This window comes from Neisseria sp. HMSC15G01 (assembly GCF_001808255.1).
GTDB classification, from domain to species: Bacteria; Pseudomonadota; Gammaproteobacteria; order Burkholderiales; family Neisseriaceae; genus Neisseria; species Neisseria subflava_A.
The window spans coordinates 27,401-50,082 of the sequence record NZ_KV792669.1; the positions used below are offsets into that span (position 1 = coordinate 27,401).

General features: G+C 52.2%; 20 protein-coding genes and 1 riboswitch. Of the genes, 1 reads left to right on the forward strand and 19 read right to left on the reverse strand.

The annotated features are described in order from the left end of the window. Positions 1-163 precede the first annotated feature (163 nt). From HMPREF3139_RS02815 to gcvT, 13 genes are all read right to left on the reverse strand, one after another. Positions 164-1,522, reverse strand: coding sequence for a deoxyguanosinetriphosphate triphosphohydrolase (locus tag HMPREF3139_RS02815; protein ID WP_070460345.1), 1,359 nt, complete (start codon positions 1,520-1,522; stop codon positions 164-166). A 56-nt stretch (positions 1,523-1,578) separates the two neighbouring features. Beyond that, the gene (rho, locus tag HMPREF3139_RS02820; RefSeq protein ID WP_003748836.1) at positions 1,579-2,838 is read right to left on the reverse strand and encodes a transcription termination factor Rho; all 1,260 of its coding nucleotides are present in this window, start codon (positions 2,836-2,838) and stop codon (positions 1,579-1,581) included. 244 nt (positions 2,839-3,082) lie between these two features. Further along, the gene (locus HMPREF3139_RS02825; protein ID WP_070460347.1) at positions 3,083-3,985 is read right to left on the reverse strand and encodes a DMT family transporter; all 903 of its coding nucleotides are present in this window, start codon (positions 3,983-3,985) and stop codon (positions 3,083-3,085) included. 57 nt (positions 3,986-4,042) lie between these two features. Continuing rightward, a complete protein-coding gene (locus HMPREF3139_RS02830; protein ID WP_070460349.1) occupies positions 4,043-4,798 on the reverse strand; it encodes a BPSS1780 family membrane protein in 756 nt (251 codons plus the stop codon). A gap of 74 nt (positions 4,799-4,872) precedes the next feature. Continuing rightward, complete coding sequence (locus HMPREF3139_RS02835; protein ID WP_070460351.1) at positions 4,873-6,561, reverse strand: glutamine--tRNA ligase/YqeY domain fusion protein; 1,689 nt, start codon at positions 6,559-6,561, stop codon at positions 4,873-4,875. A gap of 105 nt (positions 6,562-6,666) precedes the next feature. Continuing rightward, complete coding sequence (locus HMPREF3139_RS02840; protein ID WP_004519551.1) at positions 6,667-7,446, reverse strand: DeoR/GlpR family DNA-binding transcription regulator; 780 nt, start codon at positions 7,444-7,446, stop codon at positions 6,667-6,669. Between the two features lie 72 nt (positions 7,447-7,518). Beyond that, on the reverse strand, positions 7,519-8,232 hold the full coding sequence (locus HMPREF3139_RS02845; RefSeq protein WP_070460353.1) for a GntR family transcriptional regulator: 714 nt from the start codon (positions 8,230-8,232) through the stop codon (positions 7,519-7,521). 261 nt (positions 8,233-8,493) lie between these two features. Beyond that, positions 8,494-8,913, reverse strand: coding sequence for an OsmC family protein (locus tag HMPREF3139_RS02850; RefSeq protein WP_003679886.1), 420 nt, complete (start codon positions 8,911-8,913; stop codon positions 8,494-8,496). Between the two features lie 111 nt (positions 8,914-9,024). Continuing rightward, positions 9,025-9,834, reverse strand: coding sequence for a bifunctional hydroxymethylpyrimidine kinase/phosphomethylpyrimidine kinase (gene thiD / locus HMPREF3139_RS02855; protein ID WP_070460355.1), 810 nt, complete (start codon positions 9,832-9,834; stop codon positions 9,025-9,027). A 224-nt stretch (positions 9,835-10,058) separates the two neighbouring features. Beyond that, positions 10,059-12,911: an aminomethyl-transferring glycine dehydrogenase gene (gcvP, locus tag HMPREF3139_RS02860; protein ID WP_070460359.1), complete on the reverse strand. Its 2,853-nt coding sequence runs from the start codon at positions 12,909-12,911 to the stop codon at positions 10,059-10,061. 55 nt (positions 12,912-12,966) lie between these two features. Continuing rightward, the gene (locus HMPREF3139_RS02865; RefSeq protein ID WP_070460360.1) at positions 12,967-13,518 is read right to left on the reverse strand and encodes a DNA-3-methyladenine glycosylase I; all 552 of its coding nucleotides are present in this window, start codon (positions 13,516-13,518) and stop codon (positions 12,967-12,969) included. Positions 13,519-13,625: 107 nt separating this feature from the next. After that, positions 13,626-14,024, reverse strand: a complete 399-nt coding sequence (gene gcvH / locus HMPREF3139_RS02870; RefSeq protein WP_036492952.1) for a glycine cleavage system protein GcvH — start codon at positions 14,022-14,024, stop codon at positions 13,626-13,628. A 147-nt stretch (positions 14,025-14,171) separates the two neighbouring features. Beyond that, the gene (gene gcvT, locus HMPREF3139_RS02875) at positions 14,172-15,272 is read right to left on the reverse strand and encodes a glycine cleavage system aminomethyltransferase GcvT (protein WP_070460361.1); all 1,101 of its coding nucleotides are present in this window, start codon (positions 15,270-15,272) and stop codon (positions 14,172-14,174) included. Positions 15,273-15,481: 209 nt separating this feature from the next. Further along, positions 15,482-15,579, reverse strand: a riboswitch (glycine riboswitch). Between the two features lie 206 nt (positions 15,580-15,785). On the opposite strand from gcvT, the gene ubiB reads away from it, so the two are divergent. Further along, a complete protein-coding gene (ubiB, locus tag HMPREF3139_RS02880) occupies positions 15,786-17,297 on the forward strand; it encodes a ubiquinone biosynthesis regulatory protein kinase UbiB (RefSeq protein WP_070460362.1) in 1,512 nt (503 codons plus the stop codon). A gap of 75 nt (positions 17,298-17,372) precedes the next feature. Here the strand turns inward: ubiB and HMPREF3139_RS02885 are convergent, their stop codons facing one another. The 6 genes from HMPREF3139_RS02885 to HMPREF3139_RS02910 all read right to left on the reverse strand — a co-directional run bounded on the left by HMPREF3139_RS02885 (position 17,373) and on the right by HMPREF3139_RS02910 (position 22,570). Beyond that, positions 17,373-18,743 (reverse strand): chloride channel protein, encoded by a 1,371-nt coding sequence (locus tag HMPREF3139_RS02885; protein WP_083290037.1) that lies wholly within the window; start codon positions 18,741-18,743, stop codon positions 17,373-17,375. A gap of 77 nt (positions 18,744-18,820) precedes the next feature. Further along, positions 18,821-20,041: a bifunctional glutamate N-acetyltransferase/amino-acid acetyltransferase ArgJ gene (gene argJ / locus HMPREF3139_RS02890; RefSeq protein WP_070460366.1), complete on the reverse strand. Its 1,221-nt coding sequence runs from the start codon at positions 20,039-20,041 to the stop codon at positions 18,821-18,823. Positions 20,042-20,083: 42 nt separating this feature from the next. Further along, positions 20,084-20,776: an LrgB family protein gene (locus HMPREF3139_RS02895; protein ID WP_107792257.1), complete on the reverse strand. Its 693-nt coding sequence runs from the start codon at positions 20,774-20,776 to the stop codon at positions 20,084-20,086. 5 nt (positions 20,777-20,781) lie between these two features. Then, positions 20,782-21,126, reverse strand: a complete 345-nt coding sequence (locus HMPREF3139_RS02900; RefSeq protein ID WP_049343552.1) for a CidA/LrgA family protein — start codon at positions 21,124-21,126, stop codon at positions 20,782-20,784. Between the two features lie 183 nt (positions 21,127-21,309). After that, on the reverse strand, positions 21,310-22,056 hold the full coding sequence (locus tag HMPREF3139_RS02905) for a HesA/MoeB/ThiF family protein (RefSeq protein ID WP_199901833.1): 747 nt from the start codon (positions 22,054-22,056) through the stop codon (positions 21,310-21,312). 49 nt (positions 22,057-22,105) lie between these two features. Next, positions 22,106-22,570, reverse strand: coding sequence for a cyclic pyranopterin monophosphate synthase MoaC (locus HMPREF3139_RS02910; RefSeq protein WP_004519536.1), 465 nt, complete (start codon positions 22,568-22,570; stop codon positions 22,106-22,108). Positions 22,571-22,682 lie beyond the last annotated feature (112 nt).

The following is a 22,682-nucleotide window of genomic DNA, read 5'->3' on the forward strand; positions in this document are numbered from 1 at the left end:
CAGATACTCTATCCAACTGAGCTACGGGTGCATCCTCATCACTTCGCAAGTGCGTTGTGAATCAAGAAGATCGAATAATATAGGCTTTACCAAAACCTGTCTACTTTTTTCACGGATATTTTTTATATTTTTACTTAACTGATTGAAATTAAAAAATATAAAATTAACGCAAAATCCCTACTCCTGATAAATCCTGTGCCATTTTGGCGGCGGAGTTATCAGTCATGCCGCCGACAAAATCCAAGATTTTCATATATGCCTGATACAGACTGTCTTCAGGAAGAATCGGATTGTGCTTTTTCAACAACTCCAACGCCAAAGACTGACGCGTTGCCAACTGTTTTTCTGCAATCAGGGCATAGGCGGCAGGGACAAGTAAATCCAAGATGGAGCCTAAACATGGGAACGTGGCGATCTCGGTCAAGAGCTTGGTATGATGGCGGAAAATCCGTGTTTGCGCCAATTCTTTCGCTTTTTCCAAAGTGTTTTGCACTTGCGGGCTACACAGAGCAAGCAAGTCTTTTCCTTTGAATGTTCCATCCAACAAGTCGGACTGATGCAGCATAAAGGTTTGCGCGACATCATCAATCGCCTTGCCAATCGCAATGCCGCGCAACATGGCGCAACGCTGACGACTGGAGCTGGCGTGCCATGCGCTTTCGGCAAAGGTCAGCTCGGATAAGATACTCTCCACTTCCGTATCCGTGAGCAAATCCAATTCGACGGCATCTTCCAAGTCCAACAAGGCATAGCAAATATCGTCGGCGGCCTCCATCAAATAAGACAAAGGATGGCGCGCCCAGCTGTCTACTCCTGCGGAAACCAGCCCCAATTCGTCGGCAACTTGACGGATAAACGGCAACTCGGTTTGATAAATATTGAATTTCTTTCTGCCGTTTGGATGTTGCGTTGTCCACGGATACTTCAGCAATGCGCCGATGGCTGCCGCAGTCAGGCGCATTCCGCCCGCCTCCGGATACATTTCAAGACTGGCGACGATACGCAGGCTATGCGCATTGCCTTCATAGGTTTGAATGTCGTTGCGCTCCGCTTCGTTCAATGTGTTCAGATAAATTTGATGTTCAGGCCGTCTGAACCAATCACGCAAAGCATCTTCTCCGGTATGACCAAATGGCGGATTGCCCAAATCATGCGCCAAACAGGCAACCTGCACCACGGCACCAATATCGCTGGGTGTATTGCCCTGCGGCAGAAAACCGCCGTTGTGCAACATCACGCCCACGCGGTTGCCCAAACTCCTGCCCACGCTGGCAACTTCAACGCTGTGCGTCAGGCGGTTGTGCGTCAAATCGTGTTGCGCCAGCGGATGCACCTGCGTTTTACGGCCAAGGCGGCGGAAGGCTCCGGAAAAAACGACTCGGTCGTAGTCGATGTGAAAATCCGTACGCAAGGCATCGGCGCCTTCCTGAGTCGAAGGGGTAACGGTCGGCACAATTTCGCCGTTTTTGGTACGGAGGCGTTGGGTGGACAATAAGTTTTGCCAATTCATTCGGATGGTCATAAAGATTCCTCAAGCAAAGTAAAGGCCGTCTGAAACATGTCCAGACGGCCTTATGCTTATTTACCGCGCATCAATTCAAAGAAATCATCATTGTTTTTGGAGTCTTTGAGTTTGCCCACCAAAAACTCGGTCGCTTCGATTTCGTCCATCGGATGGAGAAATTTACGCAAGAGCCACATGCGCTGCAACTGATCGTTCGGCACCAGCAATTCTTCGCGGCGCGTACCGGATTTATTGATGCTGATGGCCGGGAACAGGCGTTTTTCTGCCATGCGGCGGTCAAGGTGCAATTCCATATTGCCCGTGCCTTTGAACTCTTCGTAAATCACGTCGTCCATGCGGCTGCCGGTTTCAACAAGCGCTGTCGCAATAATAGTAAGCGAACCGCCCTCTTCTACATTACGCGCGGCGCCGAAGAAGCGTTTCGGACGGTGCAAAGCGTTGGCATCAACACCGCCGGTCAAAATTTTGCCCGAAGTCGGCACAACGGTATTGTAGGCGCGCGCCAAACGGGTAATCGAATCCAGCAGGATGACCACGTCTTTTTTGTGTTCGACCATGCGTTTGGCTTTTTCAATCACCATCTCGGCCACTTGTACATGACGTTGCGCAGGCTCGTCAAACGTAGAGGAAACGACTTCGCCGCGTACAGAACGGCTCATTTCGGTCACTTCTTCCGGACGCTCGTCAATTAACAGGACAATCAGCTCGACATCGGGATAATTGGCGGTAATGGCGTGGGCGATGTTTTGCAACATCACGGTTTTACCGGTTTTAGGCGGCGCCACCAACAATGCACGTTGGCCTTTACCGATCGGGGAAACCAAGTCAATGGCGCGGCCGGTCAGATTCTCTTCGGCTTTGATGTCGCGCTCGAGTTTGAATTGTTCGGTTGGGAATAAAGGCGTGAGGTTTTCAAAAAGGATTTTGTGTTTGCAGACTTCGGGCGGATCGCCGTTGATGGTGTCGAGGCGGACAAGCGCGAAATAGCGCTCGTTGTCTTTCGGCACGCGCACGCTGCCTTCGATGGTGTCGCCGGTGTGCAGATTGAAGCGGCGGATTTGCGTGGGCGAAACATAAATATCGTCAGGACCGGCAAGGTAAGAAGTATCTGCGCTGCGCAAGAAACCGAAGCCGTCAGGCAAAATTTCGAGTGTACCGGAACAGGTGAAGCTGACATTCTGCTTCATCATCTGGCGGACGATGGCAAAAACGAGGTCTTGTTTGCGGAAACGGTTGGCGTTTTCAATGCCATGTTCTTCTGCCATTTCCAAGAGTTTGGAAATGTGGAGGGTTTGTAGTTCTGAAACGTGCATAGTATTGATATATTTTGAATGGTATCAGAGAGATGGCACAAAGGCCGTCTGAAAGGATGAAATCGTGCCGCAGGATACGGTAGATTTTTGAGGAAGTTGAATTTTAGGCAGTTGTAGGCAGGGTGTCAAATTTTTAAATCGAACACTGAGGCCGTGACTTGGTCTTATCCTTCAATAAGATTACGGCTGGAAGTAAGGTGGCAACCGCAATCTTATCATCAAAAATTCGAGTATTTACCCAACTTCAGACGGCCTTTTGCCCGTACCGCATCAGCGTCATGCCGCCGACCGCCGCCGCACAACCTGCAACCAGCGAAATATGCAGCGATTCGCCCAAAAACCACGCCGAAGACAGCACACCGAAAATCGGCACGAGCGTAATATATGCCGCCGCGCTGCCTGCACCCAAAGTCTTTACCCCTTCAAAATACCACGCATAGGCCAATACCGTCGCGCCGATGACCAGCCACGCCAAGGCCGTCCAGCCACGCCCATCCATTGCCGCTATCGCCTCAAACGGTATTCCATCCGTCCACAACGCCACCACCGATAACATCAACGCACCGATGAACGATGTTGCCGTCGTTACCGTCAGCGCATCTATTCCGCGCAAAACCGCACGACCAATTAAAGTATAGGCCGCCCAACAGACCACACAGCCGAAAATCAACCACTCTCCTGCCTTGATGCCACCGGATAACACTGTCAACGGCTGCCCTTGCGTTACCACCATAATGGCACCGCCGACCGCCAGCAGCATACCCGCCAAAATCTTCGCATTTAAACGCTCGCCGAAAAACCAAGTTGCCAACAGCAGCGTCAACACGGGGTTCACCGCCACGACCACCGCCGCCTTGCCTGCCGGCATAGTCTGCAAACCCAGCATAAAAAACACCGCATAGCCGCACACCCCGACGGAAGCGGCCACCGTCAAACCCAACCATTGCCGCGCCGATAAAGCTGCTAAAGTTGCAAACCTGCTGCGCGCAAACAACCAGCCCAACAACAAAACCGAAGCCAGTACAAACCGAACCGCCCCGCCCGTCAGCGGTGGCAGCGACTGCCCCAGCATCCGCCCCATCGGCCAAGACGCGCCCCACAGCACCGCCATCCCCAGCAGTTTCAAATGTACAGAATAACGTTCCATCTCATTCCTTTTATTGACAAAGGCCGTCTGAAAATGTTTCAGACGGCCTTTATCCACTTAGGATTTTACAATACGACCATTAGGGTAAATACTGCGGTAAGCAATATAAGGAGCCAGCAGTAAAACTGCGCTGACAGGTAGGAATAGTAAAAGTATGATCATGATAATCCACTGGCCTAACATGCTGCCTAATACGCCCCACATAAAAGAATAGAGAGCCACACCTACAACATAAACTAATATTGCAGGAATATTACACATAGCCGCTTTAACATTAGCTTTAATAGCCTCCCATGGCTTCAGACCATCTAAAACAATCAAAGCGGGGGTTAATAAAAATATAGACAAAAGGACAATAACAATCAATACAACACCTATCATCATTGCCCAATGACCTGCAAAATATAGCGGAATGATAAGCAAACTAACAGCTATACTGAACAGCACCTGAAGTAACAATAAAATGAAAAAACTCATTTTTTTATCTAAAAAAACAATAAAAAAATCTTTCACATCAAATGCTTTTCCATTATTGATATTGTTAGCAACATACATAGCTCCGCCTACTAAGCATGAACCCACCCAGCTGAATACAATACCTTTTAAACTAGAAAGCGCATTAATTCCTAGTAAGTCAATAATAGAAACCACAAAGCCTACGATCATATAAGCCAATAATACGCCCATCCATTTCCACGGATGAAGTTTGAAAATACCGAAAGCGTCGGTAATCCACTTGATGCCTGCAGAAGCAGGAAGGCGTTTGGGTTCGTGATATCGAACTTCCTGTGAAGTGGGTATTTGGTTTTCCATAAAATTCCTATTATAAAATCAAAAATTTAAACACAATAAAGGCAGCCAGTGCATACTGACTGCCTTCTTACCAATTATTTTGCCTGCCAAGAATCTTTCAGTGTCACAGTGCGGTTAAACACCGGTGTGTCTTTGCTGTGGTCTTTGCGGTCGGTGACGAAATAGCCGATGCGTTCAAACTGCCAACGGCTCTCCGCCGGCAAATCTTTTGCGACAGGCTCGGCGTAGGCGGTGATTTCCTTAATGGATTCAGGGTTGAGGAAATCGGTAAACGGCAGGTAGTTGCCGTCTTCGCCGCGCACGGCATCGGGACGCTCGACGGTAAAGAGGCGGTCGTAGAGGCGGACTTTGATTTCGGCGGCGTGTTCGGCAGAAACCCAGTGAATCACGCCTTTGACTTTACGGCCTTCGGGGTTTTTACCCAAGGTATCGTGGTCGATGCTGCATTTGAGTTCAACCACATTGCCTGCCTCGTCTTTTACCACTTCATCGCACTTGATGACATAGCCGTGGCGCAAGCGCACTTCGCCGCCGGGAATCAGGCGTTTGAAGCCTTTGGGCGGATTTTCGGCAAAGTCGTCGGCTTCGATGTAAATGGTTTGGGACACGGGAATTTCGCGCTCGCCCATTTCTTCGTGGTTCGGATGAAACGCGGCACGGCGGCTTTGGGTTTTGCCGGCTTCGAAGTTGGTCAGGGTCACTTTGAGCGGATTCAAAACCGCCATCAGGCGCGGAGCGGAGTTTTCCAACTCTTCACGAATCGCGCCTTCCAACACGCTCATGTCGACGATGTTTTCAGATTTGGAAATACCGGCGCGTTTGGCAAACAGGCGCAAGCCTTCGGGCGTGTAACCGCGGCGGCGCATACCGGAAATGGTCGGCATACGCGGGTCATCCCAGCCGGCAACGTGGCCGTCTGAAACCAGTTGGTTCAGCTTGCGTTTGGACGTGATGGAATACAGAAGCTCCAAACGGGAAAACTCGTATTGGCGCGGACGGGTGGCGTGCGGCGCAGGAATGTTGTCCAACACCCAGTCGTACAGCGGGCGGTGGGCTTCAAATTCGAGCGTACACAAGGAATGCGTGATGCCTTCGATGGCATCGGAAATGCAATGCGTGTAGTCGTACATCGGGTAGATGCACCATTTATCGCCGGTGTTGTGGTGATGGGCGCGGCGGATGCGGTAGATGACGGGGTCGCGCATATTGATGTTGCCGGATGCCATGTCGATTTTCAGGCGCAGGGTTTTGCTGCCGTCGGGGAACTCGCCGTTTTTCATGCGTGTAAACAGGTCGAGATTCTCTTCGACGCTGCGGTCGCGGTAAGGGCTGTTTTTGCCTGCTTCGGTCAGCGTACCGCGGTATTCGCGCATTTCTTCGGGCGTCAAATCATCGACATAGGCCTTGCCGTCTTTGATTAAACCGACGGCGTAATCGTAAAGCTGGTCAAAATAATTGGAAGCAAAACGCGGTTCGCCCGCCCAATGAAAACCGAGCCACTCAACGTCTTCTTTGATGGCGTTGACGTATTCGTCGTTTTCTTTTTCGGGGTTGGTGTCATCGAAACGCAGGTTGCACAAGCCGTCATAAATATACGCCAAACCGAAGTTCAAGCAGATGGATTTGGCGTGGCCGATGTGCAGGTAGCCGTTCGGCTCGGGTGGGAAACGGGTTTGGATGGCTGTATGTTTACCGCTTTTGAGGTCTTCTTCGATAATGGTGCGGATAAAGTGGTTGTCCGCGAATTGGTCTTTATTCAACATAATATTTCTTTGATGGAAAGATGATTTTCTGTTTTCAGACGGCCTGGGCATTCAATCAGGCCGTCTGAAAGGAATGGAATGATGGCTCAATTGTACCCGACTTGGCTACTTTGATACAGGGTCGGCAACCTGCCACGCCACGCCGCGCTCGTTTAGGGTTTTCTGCATGGCGGCGGATGGTGTGCGGTCGGTAAATAGCTTATCGAATGCGCCGATATCGCCCAGTCTGACCAGGGCATTGCTGTTGAACTTGCTGTGGTCGACGCCGAGATAGCGCACGCGGGCATTGTTCACCATCGCCTGCATCACGCTGACTTCCTTGTAATCGTCATCCAAAAGCGAGCCGTCGTTTTCTATGCCGTGGGTACTCATGATGGCATAGTCGACTTTGAATTGGTTGATGAAATCGACGGTCGCCACACCCGTAATACCGCCGTCCAACGGACGGACCACACCGGAAGCGATGATGACCGTGTAGTCGGTACGCGCCGCAGTGATGGAGGCGGCGTAGATGTTGTTGGTGATAATCCGCAGGTTTTTACGCTGTCTGACCAACTCGGCGGCGACGGCTTCCATGGTGGTGCCGATGCTGATAAAGAGCGAGGCATTGTCGGGAATGGTGGAAGCAATCAGCCGGGCAATGGCGTTTTTTTCCTGCTGCTGATGGTTGCGCCGCTCCTGCCCTGCCGTTACGACTGAAACGTCGCCCAAAGATGCGCCGCCATGATAGCGTTTAAGCTGTCCGGTCTCGCTTAACTCTTGAACATCGCGGCGTATGGTTTGCGGCGTAACATCCAAATTTGCCGCCAACTCTTCCACCGTCATAAAATTATGTTCGCGGACAAGGGTGAGGATATGTTCGTGTCTTTGGATTTTGGGTTTCATGGCGTTTCGTTTTATAGGGATAAACCAATGGCCGTCTGAATATTTCAGACGGCCTTGTTATTGTCAAACCGATTACATCTCGAGTTTCTGTTCCAAGCGTTCCATACACGCGCCCAAGTGGCGGCGTATGACTTTAGTCACACGGTTGCGCTTGCCTGCCAGCAACAAATCGAGGATTTCTCGGTGTTCATGGTGCGAATTGGAATCGATGTTGCGCTTTTCTTTGCGAAGCGGATCGGAAACGGCCACAATCAATGAAGAGCGCGCACACAAGGTATTCATGATTTCAAACAGGACATCGTTGTCCAACAGTCGCGCCAATTCGACATGGAAGGCATTGGACAGGCGGTTCCAACCCACGCGGTCGCCGCTTTCGGAGGCTGCGCCCTCTTGCTCAATCATGGCGTAAAGCGGTTGCAGACGCGTTTCCAAATCAGGCATATCAATGAGGACGCTCAGAATCATGCTTTCCATTTCGATACGCGTGTTGAACACGTCTTTCATTTCTTTCAAGTCCGGCACATGGACAAATGCGCCGCGGTTGGGCTGCAAATCGACGATTTTGTCGTGCGCCAAAAGCGACAATGCGCCACGCACGGTATTGCGCGAGCAAACCATTTGTCGGCAAAGCTCGGACTCGGTCAGTTTTTTACCCGGCAACAGCAGATGGTCGGTAATGCCGTCCAAAATCAATGCGTACACTCGGAAGAGTTCCGAATCGTGACGCTCTTCCAAAATAAGCGATGAAGTTGCAGGCGCAATGTTGGTATTATTTTCGTAATCCATACTGTTTCCCCAGTATCCGTATTAAGGCGCAAGCGTTTACAAACCTGCAGCTTTCGGGGTTGTTTAAAATATAATTAAAAATTGTTGACAATGTTAAACGAAACTTGCACAATGAGATCAACAAGCCAAGTTATAAAGGCTGATAGAGAGAGAGAAAAAGGAATAAAAAGCAAGCAGATATATTCATGTTAATGCGTGAATATATCTGCTTTTTTTGTGGGTAACCGGTTCACGCTCCGGCACTCCTACCCTGAAACCGCCCTATTCTGTTTCGACAATCTCGAAGCTGTGGCTCATTTTTGCCGCTTTGCCCAGCATAATCGATGCGGAGCAATATTTTTCGGCAGACATCTGTACGGCGCGTTCAATCGCGCTTTCTTGCAAATCCCGACCATACACTTTGAAATGGATATGGATTTCGGTAAACACGCGCGGCGCGGTGTCGGCGCGTTTGGCAGTCACTTCGGCACGGCAGTCGGTGATTTTTTGGCGTTGTTTCTCGGCAATCATCACGACATCGATGCTGGAACAGCCTGCTACACCCAACAACAGCATTTCCATCGGGCTGGGGCCGCGTTTGACTTCGCCTTCAGCCGCCGCGCCTTCCATCACAACGCTGTGTCCGTTTGCCGTTGTACCGACGAAGCACATTCCATCTATCCATTTTGAAGTAACTTGCATGGTGTCTTTTTTATCCGTAAAAGCATTAATCCGATATTGTAAACAATTTCAAGTGATAAACCTAGTCAGGCCGTCTGAAAAATACAATCAATTACAATCGGCCTAAACGCATTATTCGTCCCGATACGCCCAATGGTTGACCGGCCCGTGCCCTGCCCCGATGCCCAAAGGATGGGAAATGGCGGCGGCAATATAGTTTTTTGCCGTTTGAACCGCCTCAGGTACGCTAAACCCTTTTGCCAACTCGGCTGTGATGCAGGCAGAAAATGTGCAGCCCGTACCATGCGTATGCGGCGTTGGGAAACGTTTACTGTTCAGCTCAATGGTTTCGTATGGCGTAAACAGCCAGTCGGTGCAATATTCGCTTTGGCTGTCGGCAAGATGGCCGCCTTTAATCACCACATTTTTCACACCCCAATCCTGAAGAATTTTGGCGGCACGTTCCGCATCTTGGCGGTTTTCAATATTGATACCCGTCAATGCCTGCGCTTCGGGCAGATTGGGAGTCAATACGTCCGTATGCGGCAGCAGCAGGCGTTTCATGGCTTCGACGGCTGAGTTTTCCAACAACGGCGCGCCGCCTTTGGCAATCATAACCGGATCCAACACGCGTTTGCCGAAGTCACATTCGGCGGTTTGTTCCGTCACGCATTCGATGATTTCCGCCGTACCCAGCATGCCGATTTTATAGGCGCGGATTTGGAAATCTTCCTGAATCGCGGCAATTTGCGCGGCAATCATGTCGGTCGGTATCGGATGCACTGCCGATACGCCCAAAGTATTTTGTGCGGTAACCGCTGTCAGTACGCTGGTGCCGAACACGCCGCGCATCTGAAATGTCTTCAAATCCGCCTGTATGCCCGCGCCGCCTCCGGAATCTGAGCCGGCAATCGTCAACGTTTGAATAAAAAGTTCGTCCATCGTGTCCTCCTGTTTTTCAGACGGCCTTGTGTTTATCGTTGTTGAGAGCAGTTTGGTTTTATCCGCAAACAAAGGCATTCGCCGTCTATTTTTCCGAATGCCTTATCTGTTGTTTTACCAAAAACAAATGTATGTTCTCGGGCGAAATATCTTAACAAACAAAAGGCCATCTGAAAACTATTTTCATTTTCAGACGGCCTGTTCAATTTTAAACCTATTCAGGCTTAATCTTCGTATGCATCAATCGGCAAGCAGGAGCAAACCAGATTGCGGTCGCCATACACTTCATCTACCCGTTTGACGCTCGGCCAGAATTTGTTTTCGCGCACGAAAGGCAGCGGGAAGACGGCTTCTTCGCGGGAGTACGGATGCGCCCATTCACCGGTTACATCTGCTGCGGTATGCGGAGCATTCACCAGCGGATTATCCTCTTTCGGCCATTCGCCGCGCTCGACTTTCAGCACTTCCTGTTTGATTTGTTTCAAGGTAGCGATAAAGCGGTCGAGTTCGGCTTTGCTCTCGCTTTCGGTCGGCTCGATCATCAGCGTGCCGGCAACGGGGAAGGAGACGGTCGGGGCGTGGAAGCCGTAGTCCATCAGGCGTTTGGCGATGTCGGTTTCGGTGATGCCGCTTTCGGCTTTGAGCGGACGCAAATCGACGATACATTCGTGCGCGACGCGGCCGTTTTTGCCTGTGTAGAGAACGGGATAGTCTTCGCTCAGGCGTTTGGCGACGTAGTTGGCGTTGAGCAATGCCCAGCGCGTTGCCTGTTCCATGCCTTGTTTGCCCATCATGGTCAGGTACATCCAGGTAATCGGCAGGATGGACGCAGAACCGAAGGCCGCAGCAGCAACGGCGGTTTGGTCGGCACTGGCGCTGTGGGTGTCGGTCAAAGCGTGTCCCGGTGCAAACGGGGCAAGGTGGGCTTTCAAACCGATAGGGCCGACGCCCGGACCGCCGCCGCCGTGAGGGATACAGAAGGTTTTGTGCAGGTTCATGTGCAACACGTCCGCGCCGACTTCGGCAGGCTGCATGATGCCGATTTGGGCGTTGAGGTTGGCGCCGTCCATGTAAACCTGTCCGCCGTTTTCATGGATGATGCGGCAGATGTCGCGGATGCCTTCTTCGTACACGCCGTGGGTGGACGGGTAAGTAATCATGATGGCGGACAAAGCGTCGCGGTGTTGCTCTGCTTTGGCTTTCAAATCATCGATGTTGACGTTGCCGTGTTCGTCGGTATCGACAACAACGACTTTCAAACCCAGCATGGCCGCAGTCGCAGGGTTGGTGCCGTGGGCGGATTTGGGAATTAGGCAGATGTTGCGGTGTCCCTCGCCGTTAGCTTCTTGATAGCGGCGGATGGAGAGCATGCCGCTGTATTCGCCCTGCGCGCCGGAGTTGGGCTGGAAGGAAATCGCGTCAAAGCCGGTGATGGCTTTCAGGCTGTTTTCCATGTCGGTCAAAAGCGCGCGGTAGCCTGCGGCTTGGTCTTTGGGGGCGTAGGGGTGGATGTCGGTGAACTCTGCCCAAGTAATCGGCAACATTTCCGCAGTCGCATTGAGCTTCATGGTGCAGCTACCGAGCGAAATCATGCTGCGGTTCATCGCCAAGTCGCGGTCTTCGAGTTTTTTCAGATAGCGCAGCATTTCGTGTTCGGTGTGGTAACTGTTGAACACAGGATGTTGCAGAATGTCGTCTTGACGCAGCAATTCGGCGTTCAGACGGCCTTTGACATCATCGGCAAATGTGAACGTATCCTTGCCGGTAAACGCGCGGTACAAATCGACCAAATCTTCGTATGCCGACGTTTCATGGAATGCAGCCGCAACTTGAGTATCGTTGACGCGGCGCAAGTTGTAACCCGATTCCAAAGCAGCGGCAAACACTTGGTCTGCTTTCTCTTTGCTGCCAAAATCAACGGTAACGGTATCGAAGAAGACTTTGTGAACCACATTCAGGCCGTCTGAAACCAGCGCATCGGCAAAGGCAGAAGCCAGCGCATGAATGCGGTTGGCAATACGTTTCACGCCTTCAGGGCCGTGGTAAACGGCATACATACCGGCCAAGTTCGCCAGCAATGCCTGCGCAGTACAAATATTTGACGTGGCTTTTTCGCGGCGGATGTGTTGCTCACGTGTGGACAAGGCCATGCGCAAGGCAGGTTTGCCCGATGCGTCTTTGGATACGCCGATGATACGGCCCGGAGCGGAACGCTTGAACTCGTCTTTAAACGCGAAATAAGCAGCGTGCGGACCACCGAAGCCCATCGGCACACCGAAGCGTTGGGTGTTACCCAAAGCAATATCCGCGCCCAATTCAGCCGGAGACTTCAGCAAAACCAAGCTCATGATGTCGGCGGCAACGGCAACGATTGTGCCTTTTGCTTTCAGACGGCCGATAACGTCCTGCAAGTCTTGCACGTCACCGTCTTTGCCGACGTATTGGAACAGCGCGCCGAAGTATTCGCCCTCGTCGGCTTGGGCAAAATCGCCGACCACCAGTTCAAAACCGAAATATTTAGCGCGGGTTTTCATCACGTCCAAAGTTTGCGGATACACGCGCGCATCCACAAAGAAACGCTCGGATTTCACTTTGCCCACGCGGTGCGCCATCGCCATCGCTTCGGCGGCGGCAGTTGCCTCGTCCAGCAAAGACGCGCCTGCCACAGGGAAACCGGTCAAATCGATACACACTTGTTGGAAGTTCAACAAAGCTTCCAAACGACCCTGTGCAATTTCCGCCTGATACGGGGTGTAGGCGGTGTACCAACCCGGATTTTCCAATACGTTGCGCAAAATCACATTCGGCACGCGGGTCGGGTAATAGCCCAAACCGATATAGGATTTGTTGATCACGTTTTTCGACGCGATGCCTTTCAATTTCGCCAACGCGTCCGCCTCGGTCAACGCTTCGGGCAAATTGAGTTCGGACGGCATACGGATGCTTTGCGGCACGGTATTGCCGACAAAATCATCCATGCTCTTCTCGCCGAGCGCTTCCAAAAGCGCAGCCTCGTCGCCAAAACTCAAATGGCGCGCGGCAAATTCATTCGGGTTGAACAATTCAGATAGTTTCATTTCTACTCCTTCGGTGTTATCGATATCAACACTGTTTTTTCTTGCAAATGTTGTTTCAGACGACCTCCGCCCACTTTGGACGACATGCCAATATTTCCCTATAAACCGGACAGGTTGCCACATGCGCGCCGGGCAGGTAGCCGGTACTCATTAAAAATTCGCCGACGATTTCGCCGCCGACAAATTTGAAATGTTTTTTAAACAGTTTCACCCATTCAGCCTTGTCGAGCGGATGGTTCGCATCGAGCCAGTTTTTGAATGAGCCGTATTCTTGCTGTATTTGTCTGATTTGTCGCGCGTTATAAATGGCTGCGTTGATTTTCAGTCGGTTGCGGACGATGCCTGCATCGGCAAGCAGTCGCTCAATATCGGTTTCGTCAAATGCGGCGACCGTATCGATGTCGAAACCTTTAAATGCCGTCTGAAATGCCTGCTGCTTCTTCAGCATCAGCGTCCAGCTTAATCCTGCCTGATTGATTTCCAACACCAGCCGCTCAAACAATTCATTGTCGTCCTCAATCGGAAAACCGTATTGCGTGTCGTGATAATGTTTGTTGGGGTTGTCCGTATCGTCAGGAAGCGTGGCGACAAATTCGCAGTAATTCATGTTTGCTGAGGAAAAATTGAAACAAAGGCCGTCTGAAAGCATTTTTCAGACGACCTAAGACCTGCAATATCAAACAGATGAAAAACCTGTTTGGATGTTTGCAAAAATCAAGCTACTTCGCCTGCGTATTGTTCGGCAGTCAGCAGACCGTCGTAATCGGCAGGGTTGGCAGGTTTGATTTTGAAGAACCAGCCTGCGCCGTAAGGATCGCTGTTGGCAGTTTCCGGAGCGCTTGGCAAATCTTCGTTGACGGCAACGACTTCGCCTGCAATCGGCGCGTACACGTCAGATGCGGCTTTTACAGACTCAACCACACCGGCTTGCTCTTCGGCAGCCAGGTTTGCACCAACTTCTGGCAGCTCGACAAACACGATGTCGCCCAACAGCTCTTGCGCGTGATGGGTAATGCCGACGGTGATGGTACCGTCTTCTTCAAGGCGCAGCCATTCGTGGCTGGCAACGTATTTCAGTTCTGCTGGGATGTTGCTCATGGTTTGATACTCCATTGATAGGGGGTTATTTTCAGACGGCATCTGCATGAATCAATATCCACAGATGCCTTGTTCAATGCTTTCTACAAACGTCCGTATCGGACGACAATTAAAACCTGCTTCCAGACGGCCCTTAACAAATAAAGGCCGTCTGAACCGATATTAATCAAACTGTTTTTGACCGTTGCGGACAAACGGCAGCTTCAGTACGCGTACGTCCACTTCTTTGCCGCGCATCAGAACTTTGGCGGTATCACCGTCAAAATCTTTCGGTACGCGTGCGATGGCGATGGATTGTTTCAGGCTTGGAGAGAATACGCCGCTGGTGGTTTCGCCTTGGCCTTTATCGGTCAACACTTCCATATGCGCGCGCAGAATGCCCCCTTTTTCGAGCAACAAGCCAACCTGTTTGACGGCAACGCCCTTTTCTTTCAATGCCACCAATGCGGCTTTACCGACGAAATCGCGGCTTTCGTCTTTCAAATCAACGGTCCAACCCATGCCTGCTTCGAGCGGGCTGGTATTGTCATCCATATCGTTGCCGTAGAGGTTCATACCGGCTTCCATGCGCAGGGTGTCGCGTGCGCCGAGACCGCAAGGCTGTACGCCTGCTGCTTGCAGGGCTTTGAAGAATGCGCCTGCTTCAGTACCCGGCAGAATCACTTCGACACCGTCTTCGCCGGTGTAGCCTGTACGGGCGACAAACCAGTCGTTGCCCAAGTCTGCACCTTGGAACGGTTTGAGATTATGGACGACATCCGCCCATTCGGGTTTGACGGTCAGGAGTTTTTCGATGGCTTTAGGGCCTTGTACGGCGAGCATGCCGAGGTCGTAGCGCGGATTGAAGGCAACGCCGAACTCTTGTCCGACTTTGTGGAATTGCGCCGTGTCTTTCTCGCGGGTCGCACCGTTGGACACGATGCGGTATTGGGTTTCGGCTTCGTTGGTGCGGTAAACGATCAAGTCGTCAATCACGCCGCCGTTATCGTTGAGCAAAGCGGAATAAAGGGCTTTGCCGACGAAGGCGAGTTTGGCAACGTCGTTGGCAATCAATTTGCGGAAAAAGGCTTTGGCGTTCGCTCCGGCGACGTCGGTAACGAGCATATGGGATACGTCAAACATACCGGCGTCGGTGCGCACGGCTTCGTGTTCGGCGATTTGTGAACCATAATGGATGGGCAGCTCCCAGCCGGCAAAATCTACCAGCTTCGCGCCTGCATCTTGATGGGCTTGATGAAATGGGGTGGTTTTCAGAGCAGTCATTCTCAAGTTTCTCCGGATTTTTTGTTCAGATGCCGCCCGCGCACCTGTGCGCGGATGACCCTATCTGTCCTTGAACCTGAGATTTTCGGCCGTATCCGCATGATGCAAACCAGTCTGCTCACTGCTTTGCGCGGTTGTCTGAATGGTGGTTCAGACGGCCTTCTCCCCTTCGGTGGACGTTATTCTAACGCCGCTCTCCAGATTGTTTGTTTCAATGTGCAGTCCCTGATACCTGAGCGATTTAAGGGTGTCTGCGCCTTCGGTGGTTACATTGTAGTTGGGTGTAACACTCTCCTGCACATTTCCCGATTATGTCTTGAATCGGCAGTTTGGGCAAGTAGCCGACGAATATTTATGATGTGAATATCCGTCTTTTTATTGGGGCGGCAAAACTTGAGCCTTTATAAAATTGTTAGCTATGCGGCAAATGTTTTTGCAAAAGTCTCAGGCCGTCTGAAGCCCTTACCCGTTTTTCCTATATAATTCTGTTTTTTCGATTTATCCGCGCCCATCATGAACCGCCTCAAACGCATTAAAACCATCCTCTGCACGCTCTACCGCTACCGCCTTGCCGAGCTGATTGCCTCGCTGGTCCGTCCGGGTTGGGCGCGGACTTTCCTCAATATGCTGCCGCAGTCGTCCAAGTTCAAACACGAAATGCCTGCCGTGCGCCTGCGTTTGGCGTTGGAAAGCCTGGGGCCGATTTTCATCAAATTCGGGCAGGTATTGTCCACGCGTCCCGATTTGATTCCGCACGATTACGCGGTCGAACTGGCAAGGCTGCAAGACAAAGTGCCGCCGTTTGACGCGCAACTTTCACGCTCGCAAATCGAAAAATCACTGGGACAATCCATCGACACTTTATACGCGGAATTTGAAACAGAGCCTGTCGCCAGCGCGTCCATCGCCCAAGTACACAAAGCCCGCCTGCATTCGGGCGAACAGGTCGCCGTGAAAGTCTTGCGCCCCAACCTTTTGCCCGTTATCGAACAGGATTTGTCGCTGATGCGCTTTGGTGCAGGCTGGGTAGAGCGTTTGTTTTCAGACGGCAAGCGTTTGAAGCCGCGCGAAGTGGTGGCCGAATTTGACAAATACCTGCACGACGAATTGGACTTAATGCGCGAAGCCGCCAATGCCAGCCAACTCGGACGCAATTTCCAAAACAGCGATATGCTGATTGTGCCGAAGGTGTTTTACGACTACTGCACCAGCGACGTGCTGACCATCGAATGGATGGACGGCACACCGGTATCCGATATCGCCAAACTCAAAGCAGACGGTATCGATTTGCACAAACTTGCCGATTACGGCGTGGAAATCTTCTTCACGCAAGTTTTCCGTGACGGCTTTTTCCATGCGGATATGCACCCCGGCAACATTCTGGTCGCCGCCGACAACCGCTACATCGCCCTCGATTTCGGCATCGTCGGCACGCTGACCGATTACGACAAACGCTATCTCGCCATCAACTTCCTCGCCTTCTTCAACCGCGATTACCACCGCGTCGCTACCGCCCACATCGAATCGGGCTGGGTACCTGCCGACACGCGGGCGGAAGAATTGGAAGCGGCTGTCCGCGCCGTGTGCGAGCCTGTGTTCAACAAACCGATTTCGCAGATTTCCTTCGGCTTGGTGCTGATGCGCCTGTTTGAAGTCAGCCGTCGCTTCAATGTCGAAATCCAGCCGCAGCTGGTATTGCTGCAAAAAACGCTGCTCAACATCGAAGGCTTGGGTCGCCAACTCGATCCAGATTTGGACTTGTGGAAAACCGCCAAACCGTTTTTGGTGCGCTGGATGAACGAACAGGTCGGCCCCAAAGCCCTTTGGCGCAATCTCAAAAACGAAGCCCCCGACTGGGCGCAAATCATCCCTTCCCTGCCGCGAAAAATCAGTGCGCTGGTTGATGAAAACCGCCAGCAGGAAATGCGCGATGCCTATGTGCATTTGGTCAAAGTACAGCAACGCCAAAGCCTGTGGCTGAGTGTGATTGCGGTTGTTTTGCTGCTGATTTTGCTGTTTAAATAAACTGTAATACAGCTTTAAACGACATAATAAAGGCCGTCTGAAATCGATTTTCAGACGGCCTTTTTATATGCCGACCTATTCTTTTTTCTCGTGCTGAACATATCCGCTTTCAGCTTCGATATGCCGTCTGAAGCGCAAACCTGCGGCGTGGTAAAATGGGTGCGGCGAGAACTGGCGCGAGACTTGCGAAGCGAAGATGCAAGTCAGCAGCATCCAAAACAATAAATTCTGTCCGCCCGTCATTTCCATTACCACCACGGCGGCGGTCAACGGCGATTGGGTCGCAGCGGCAAGGAATGCGGCCATGCAAAGCAAAACCGCGACATTGGACGCGTCGCCCAGTTGCGCGAAAGAAGCCATGTGTTCGCCTATCATCGCGCCGATGGTTAATGACGGCGTGAAGATACCGCCGGGAATACCTGCCCAGTAGCTGAACACGGTTGCCGCCCATTTCGCGGCGGCCAAGCCGAACGGCGCTTCATACGCACCTTTGAGTGCGGCTGCGGCTTCGTGATAGCCCGTGCCATAGGTTTTGCCTTGATAAAACGTACCGAGCAGTGCCAGCAAGATACCCATCACAAAGGCGACCACCAACAAATGACGGCGGATGAAACTGCGCCAGCGTACCGGCGCGAATGCTGCCGCGCCGCGATACAAAAAGCTACTGAACAATCCGCCGGCCACACCGCAGACAATGCCCGACACCGCGGCCCACATCAGCATGTTTGGCAGCTCATGCCCTTGAAACCCTGAAAAATACGGGTTGTTGCCCTGTATCGCCACTTGAATGAAACCGGCTGCCAACACGCCCATCAGGATTTGGCGTTCCCAACGCAAAATCACGCCGCGTCCCAATTCTTCGATGGCAAAGACCACGCCTGCCAAAGGCGCGTTAAACGCCGCCGCCAAACCGCCTGCAGCGCCTGCGGCAATCAAATCGTTTTCCTGCATGCCCCTAAACGCCAGCCCGTGCTTTTTACACCACGCGCCCCAAGCGTTCATCACCGCCGCACCCACTTGTACAGACGGTCCTTCCCTGCCGACAGACGCGCCCAACAGCATGGCGCAAAACGTCAGCGGAATTTTGAAAAAGGTTTCGCCCAAACGAATCAAACGGGTTTTCTGCGCACCATAAGGCAAAGACAAAGAGGCGATGACCTGAGGGATACCGCTGCCGGAAGTGTATGGCGCAAATTTACGCGTAAACCATGCCAAAAGCGGCAAACCCAGCGGCAAAGCCACCCACGCAAACCACGGATATTTTCCCACCAGCAATGCGTTCCATTCCAAAGCCAAATCTGCCAAGTACGCAAACATCAAAGCCGTCAGGGCAACCAGTGCCGAGCCTGCCAGCAAAAACAGAAGGGCAATGCTCTTTTTCGACAGGCGTTTGGTTTGGCGGATTTTGTGGGCGAGGCGCGCCGCCCAAGTCTGGGGAAATTTCATCATAAACACGCAGTCAATGTGTTCAGACGGCCTTGATACTTTGCTCAAAAGCCGTCTGAACACAAGGATAAAGGTTTTTAAGAACGGTAATCCGCGTTAATCGACACATACTCGTGCGACAAATCGCAGGTATAGACGGCCGCCGTCGTATCGCCGCGTTGCAAATCGATGCGGACGGTGATTTCTGGACGGTTCATCACCGCTTGTCCTGCTTCTTCGGTATAGCTTTCCGCGCGGCCGCCGTTTTCGGCCACCAACACGTCATCCAGCCACATTTTTAAAGCATCGACGTCCAAGTCTTCAATACCGGCATAGCCGACGGCTGCCAACAGACGGCCCAAGTTTGGGTCGGAGGCAAAGAAAGCGGTTTTCACCAAAGGCGAATGGGCGACGGCATAAGCCACTTTGCGCGCCTCTTCGCGGGTTTTCGCGTTTTGCACTTCAATCGTGATGAACTTGGTCGCACCCTCGCCATCACGGACAATCGCCTGTGCCAACTCCAAAGCCAGCGAACCAAGCAAGGCTTTGAGCTGCGCATAGCGCGGATCGGCGGTATTGTCGATTTCGCTCTGACCGCAACGGCCTGTCGCCATAATGACAAAGCTGTCGTTGGTACTGGTATCGCCGTCCACGGTAATCGTATTGAAACTTTCATCTGCGATTTCTTGGGTCATCAGCTGCAAAATCGGTTGGGACACTTTGGCATCAGTGGCGATAAACGACAACATGGTCGCCATATTCGGATGAATCATGCCCGAACCTTTGGCGATACCGGTAGCGCGGACTGTGTGTTTTTCGCCGACCAAGCCTGTGCGTGAAGCGGCTTTCGGTACAGTATCCGTCGTCATGATGGCACGAGCCGCATCCGACCAGAATGCAGGGCGCACTTGCGGCAAAGCGGCCACAATTTTATCCACAGGCAGCGGCTCCAAAATCACGCCGGTCGAAAACGGCATGATTTGATTGGATTGGCAGCCGACCTGTTCCGCCGCCGCCGCGCACACTTTAATCGCGTCCAGACGGCCTTGTGCGCCGGTACCCGCATTGGCATTGCCCGTATTGATAACTAAGGCACACACGCCGTCTTGGTCAAACAAATGCGACTTGGCGATATGCACCGGCGCGGCGCAGAAACGGTTTTGCGTAAACACCGCGCCCACCGTATGTCCGCCGCCCAACACCATCAGCGTCAAATCGTCGCGGTCTTGTTGCTTGATGCCGGCACGACCTGTAAACAGACGGATGCCGTCGATTTCCAACAATTCGTCTGCACGTTTTTCAGTCAAATTTACAGCCATATCATTTTCTCCTGTTTACACTATTTTCAGACGGCCTAAACGCTATACGCCCAATAAGGGAATCAAGATAGGCACCAATACCGCCGTCAATACGCCGTTGAGCGTCAAGCCCAAGCCGGCATATGCGGCCATACGGCGGCCGTATTCCAAAGACGCCGCAATACCCATCGCATGTGAGGCCGTACCCAAAGACATTCCCACTGAAGAAGGCATATACAACGTCCCTTTCAACACTTTATATCCGGCCATCTGTCCAAAAAGTCCGGCAATAATCACCGTTGCCGCCGTAATCGCCGGAATACCGCCGATAGACGCCGTGATTTCGATCGCAATCGGGTTGGTCACCGATTTGGAAGCCAGCGACAGAATCACTTCGCGCGAAGCGCCCAGCCATTTGGCAAAATACACGCCTGTAACAATGCCTGTCACGCTGCCCGCCAACTGTGACAACACCACCGGCAACCACTGGCTGCGGATACGATCCCAATTTCGATAAAGCGGCACGGCCAACAACACGACTGCCGGTTTCAACCAAAAATCAATAAAGTGCGAGGCAGAATGGTACAGCTCGTAATCGATGGCAAATACCTTCAAATAACCCATCAACACCAGCGTACTGATCAATACCGGATTACACAGCACATTCCCCGTGCGCGCCCGAATCTGCACCGCCAAAGCATACACGGCCAAAGTCAGGAACAACATGACCGAGGGCATACGCAACAGCCCGTCTATGTTCATCACATCCACCTCCTGACCCACTCATGCACTTTGCCGGTCACCAACAATACGCAGATCGTACTGCCGATTGTGGCCGTCAAAATCGAAAACCAGTCGTTTGCAATCACATCCAAATAGCTGATGACGGCCACGCAAGGCGGCACCAAAAACAAAGTCAGGTTTGCCATCAAAATGTCTGCCAGCTCTCCCACCCAAGACAATTTGACCCAGCCTGCCTGAAGCGCGGCAAACAGCAAAGCCATGCCGACAATACTGCCCGGCAGCTTCAACCCCAAAATCCAAACGGTTGCCTCGCCCAAAGCCAGGCAACCCAATACCACCAATAAGGCACGAATAATATTCATTAAGCCGGTTTCTCCCTATCTTTTTCAGACGGCCTCAAAAAATTTATTAATCATTGAATCATATCGTGCCACAGGCCGTCTGAAAAGGGAAGAAACGCCTTCTTTCAAGTTTAATGAAAGATAAGCATGATTGCTCCGGCGGATTGGCTTCGGAGCATTGAAACCCTTGCCCTGCTTTGGTCTTTAACGGCCGCCGCAAACCGGGCATTCGGGATTGCGCCTCACCCCGTATTGCCGCCATTGCCCGCTCAATGCGTTGTAGGTGGAAAGTTTGCCGTGCGACGGCGTACCGATACCGATCAGCACTTTAAGCGCTTCGGCGGCTTGGGTCGTTCCGATAACGCCGACCAATGGCGAAAAAACGCCGAACAATGCACAAGCGCCGTCGTCGGCTTGTTCGCTGTCAAACAGGCAGGCATAACAAGGCGTATCGGGAAGGTCGGGGCGGTACACGGCGATTTGTCCGTCGAAGCGGACGGCCGCTGCGGAAACCAAAGGCGTGCGCGTGGCAACGGCGGTGCGGTTGACCGCCTGGCGCGTGGGATAATTGTCGGAACAATCAAGAATGATGTCGGCTGCGTTTGCCAATTCGACAAGCCTGGCTTCATCGAGAAATTCGGCAATGGCTGTAATGTGTGTTTGGCTGTTGATCTGTTTCAGACGGCCTTGCATGACCAAAGCCTTGTTTTTACCGATGTCGGCTTCGGTAAACGTGATTTGGCGTTGAAGGTTGGTCTCGTCGATGGTATCGGCATCGGCAATCGTCAGGCGGCCGATACCGGCGGCGGCAAGATACGGCAAGGCTGCCGCACCCAGCCCGCCGCAACCGACAACAAGCACATGGGAGGCCAAGAGTTTTTCTTGGCCTTCGATACCGATTTCATCAAGCAGGATATGGCGGCTGAACCGCAAGAGTTGTTGATCGTTCATCATAATAATAAGGCCGTCTGAAACCCAATGTTCAGACGGCCTGAGTGGTTTAGAAATTAATATTTTCGTATGCGTTGTCAAACAGGAAAGGACGGCCTTCGCTGCTGGTTTCGGATTCGAGGCGAATGCCGCTGAGCATCATATTGCGGTCAACGTCTTTCATCATGTCGTAAACGCTCAAAAGCGCCAAATTGAGGCCAGTCAGGGCTTCGGTGGCAATGCTGCCGTTGCTGTTCGCTTGGACGGTCAGCGTGGCCTTCAGGCAGGCCAGCTCAACGTTAATATCGAAATCAACCTGCACGCCGATGATGCGTCCGGGCAGGTGCAGCGGAATCAGGTTGGCGGTCTGTTTGATGCTCTGAATGGCGGCAACGCGGGCGATGGTCAGGATACTTGCCTTTTCGGTAGCATTCTCTATCAACACCCGTATCGCCTGCTGGCTCATGTTGACGGTGCCGACGGCGACGGCGGTGTGTTGTTCAGGAAAATCGGGCTGGTTGGGAAATTCAATCATGGGTTTCTCGCCATCTGTTTTGATGGGCAATATTTTACGGCATTTTACAGACAGCGACCACGCAGCGGATACGGACGGCTGTTTTCCGGTTTGAAATGTATCGGACGGCAGC

Excerpts from the sequence above, each read along its gene's own strand:
- HMPREF3139_RS02815 (WP_070460345.1), bottom strand. The coding sequence starts at position 1,522 with ATGACCATCCGAATGAATTGGCAAAACTTATTGTCCACCCAACGCCTC.
- rho (WP_003748836.1), bottom strand. The coding sequence starts at position 2,838 with ATGCACGTTTCAGAACTACAAACCCTCCACATTTCCAAACTCTTGGAA.
- HMPREF3139_RS02825 (WP_070460347.1), bottom strand. The coding sequence starts at position 3,985 with ATGGAACGTTATTCTGTACATTTGAAACTGCTGGGGATGGCGGTGCTG.
- HMPREF3139_RS02830 (WP_070460349.1), bottom strand. The coding sequence starts at position 4,798 with ATGGAAAACCAAATACCCACTTCACAGGAAGTTCGATATCACGAACCC.
- HMPREF3139_RS02835 (WP_070460351.1), bottom strand. The coding sequence starts at position 6,561 with ATGTTGAATAAAGACCAATTCGCGGACAACCACTTTATCCGCACCATT.
- HMPREF3139_RS02840 (WP_004519551.1), bottom strand. The coding sequence starts at position 7,446 with ATGAAACCCAAAATCCAAAGACACGAACATATCCTCACCCTTGTCCGC.
- HMPREF3139_RS02845 (WP_070460353.1), bottom strand. The coding sequence starts at position 8,232 with ATGGATTACGAAAATAATACCAACATTGCGCCTGCAACTTCATCGCTT.
- HMPREF3139_RS02850 (WP_003679886.1), bottom strand. The coding sequence starts at position 8,913 with ATGCAAGTTACTTCAAAATGGATAGATGGAATGTGCTTCGTCGGTACA.
- thiD (WP_070460355.1), bottom strand. The coding sequence starts at position 9,834 with ATGGACGAACTTTTTATTCAAACGTTGACGATTGCCGGCTCAGATTCC.
- gcvP (WP_070460359.1), bottom strand. The coding sequence starts at position 12,911 with ATGAAACTATCTGAATTGTTCAACCCGAATGAATTTGCCGCGCGCCAT.
- HMPREF3139_RS02865 (WP_070460360.1), bottom strand. The coding sequence starts at position 13,518 with ATGAATTACTGCGAATTTGTCGCCACGCTTCCTGACGATACGGACAAC.
- gcvH (WP_036492952.1), bottom strand. The coding sequence starts at position 14,024 with ATGGAGTATCAAACCATGAGCAACATCCCAGCAGAACTGAAATACGTT.
- gcvT (WP_070460361.1), bottom strand. The coding sequence starts at position 15,272 with ATGACTGCTCTGAAAACCACCCCATTTCATCAAGCCCATCAAGATGCA.
- ubiB (WP_070460362.1), top strand. The coding sequence starts at position 15,786 with ATGAACCGCCTCAAACGCATTAAAACCATCCTCTGCACGCTCTACCGC.
- HMPREF3139_RS02885 (WP_083290037.1), bottom strand. The coding sequence starts at position 18,743 with ATGAAATTTCCCCAGACTTGGGCGGCGCGCCTCGCCCACAAAATCCGC.
- argJ (WP_070460366.1), bottom strand. The coding sequence starts at position 20,041 with ATGGCTGTAAATTTGACTGAAAAACGTGCAGACGAATTGTTGGAAATC.
- HMPREF3139_RS02900 (WP_049343552.1), bottom strand. The coding sequence starts at position 21,126 with ATGAATATTATTCGTGCCTTATTGGTGGTATTGGGTTGCCTGGCTTTG.
- HMPREF3139_RS02905 (WP_199901833.1), bottom strand. The coding sequence starts at position 22,056 with ATGAACGATCAACAACTCTTGCGGTTCAGCCGCCATATCCTGCTTGAT.
- HMPREF3139_RS02910 (WP_004519536.1), bottom strand. The coding sequence starts at position 22,570 with ATGATTGAATTTCCCAACCAGCCCGATTTTCCTGAACAACACACCGCC.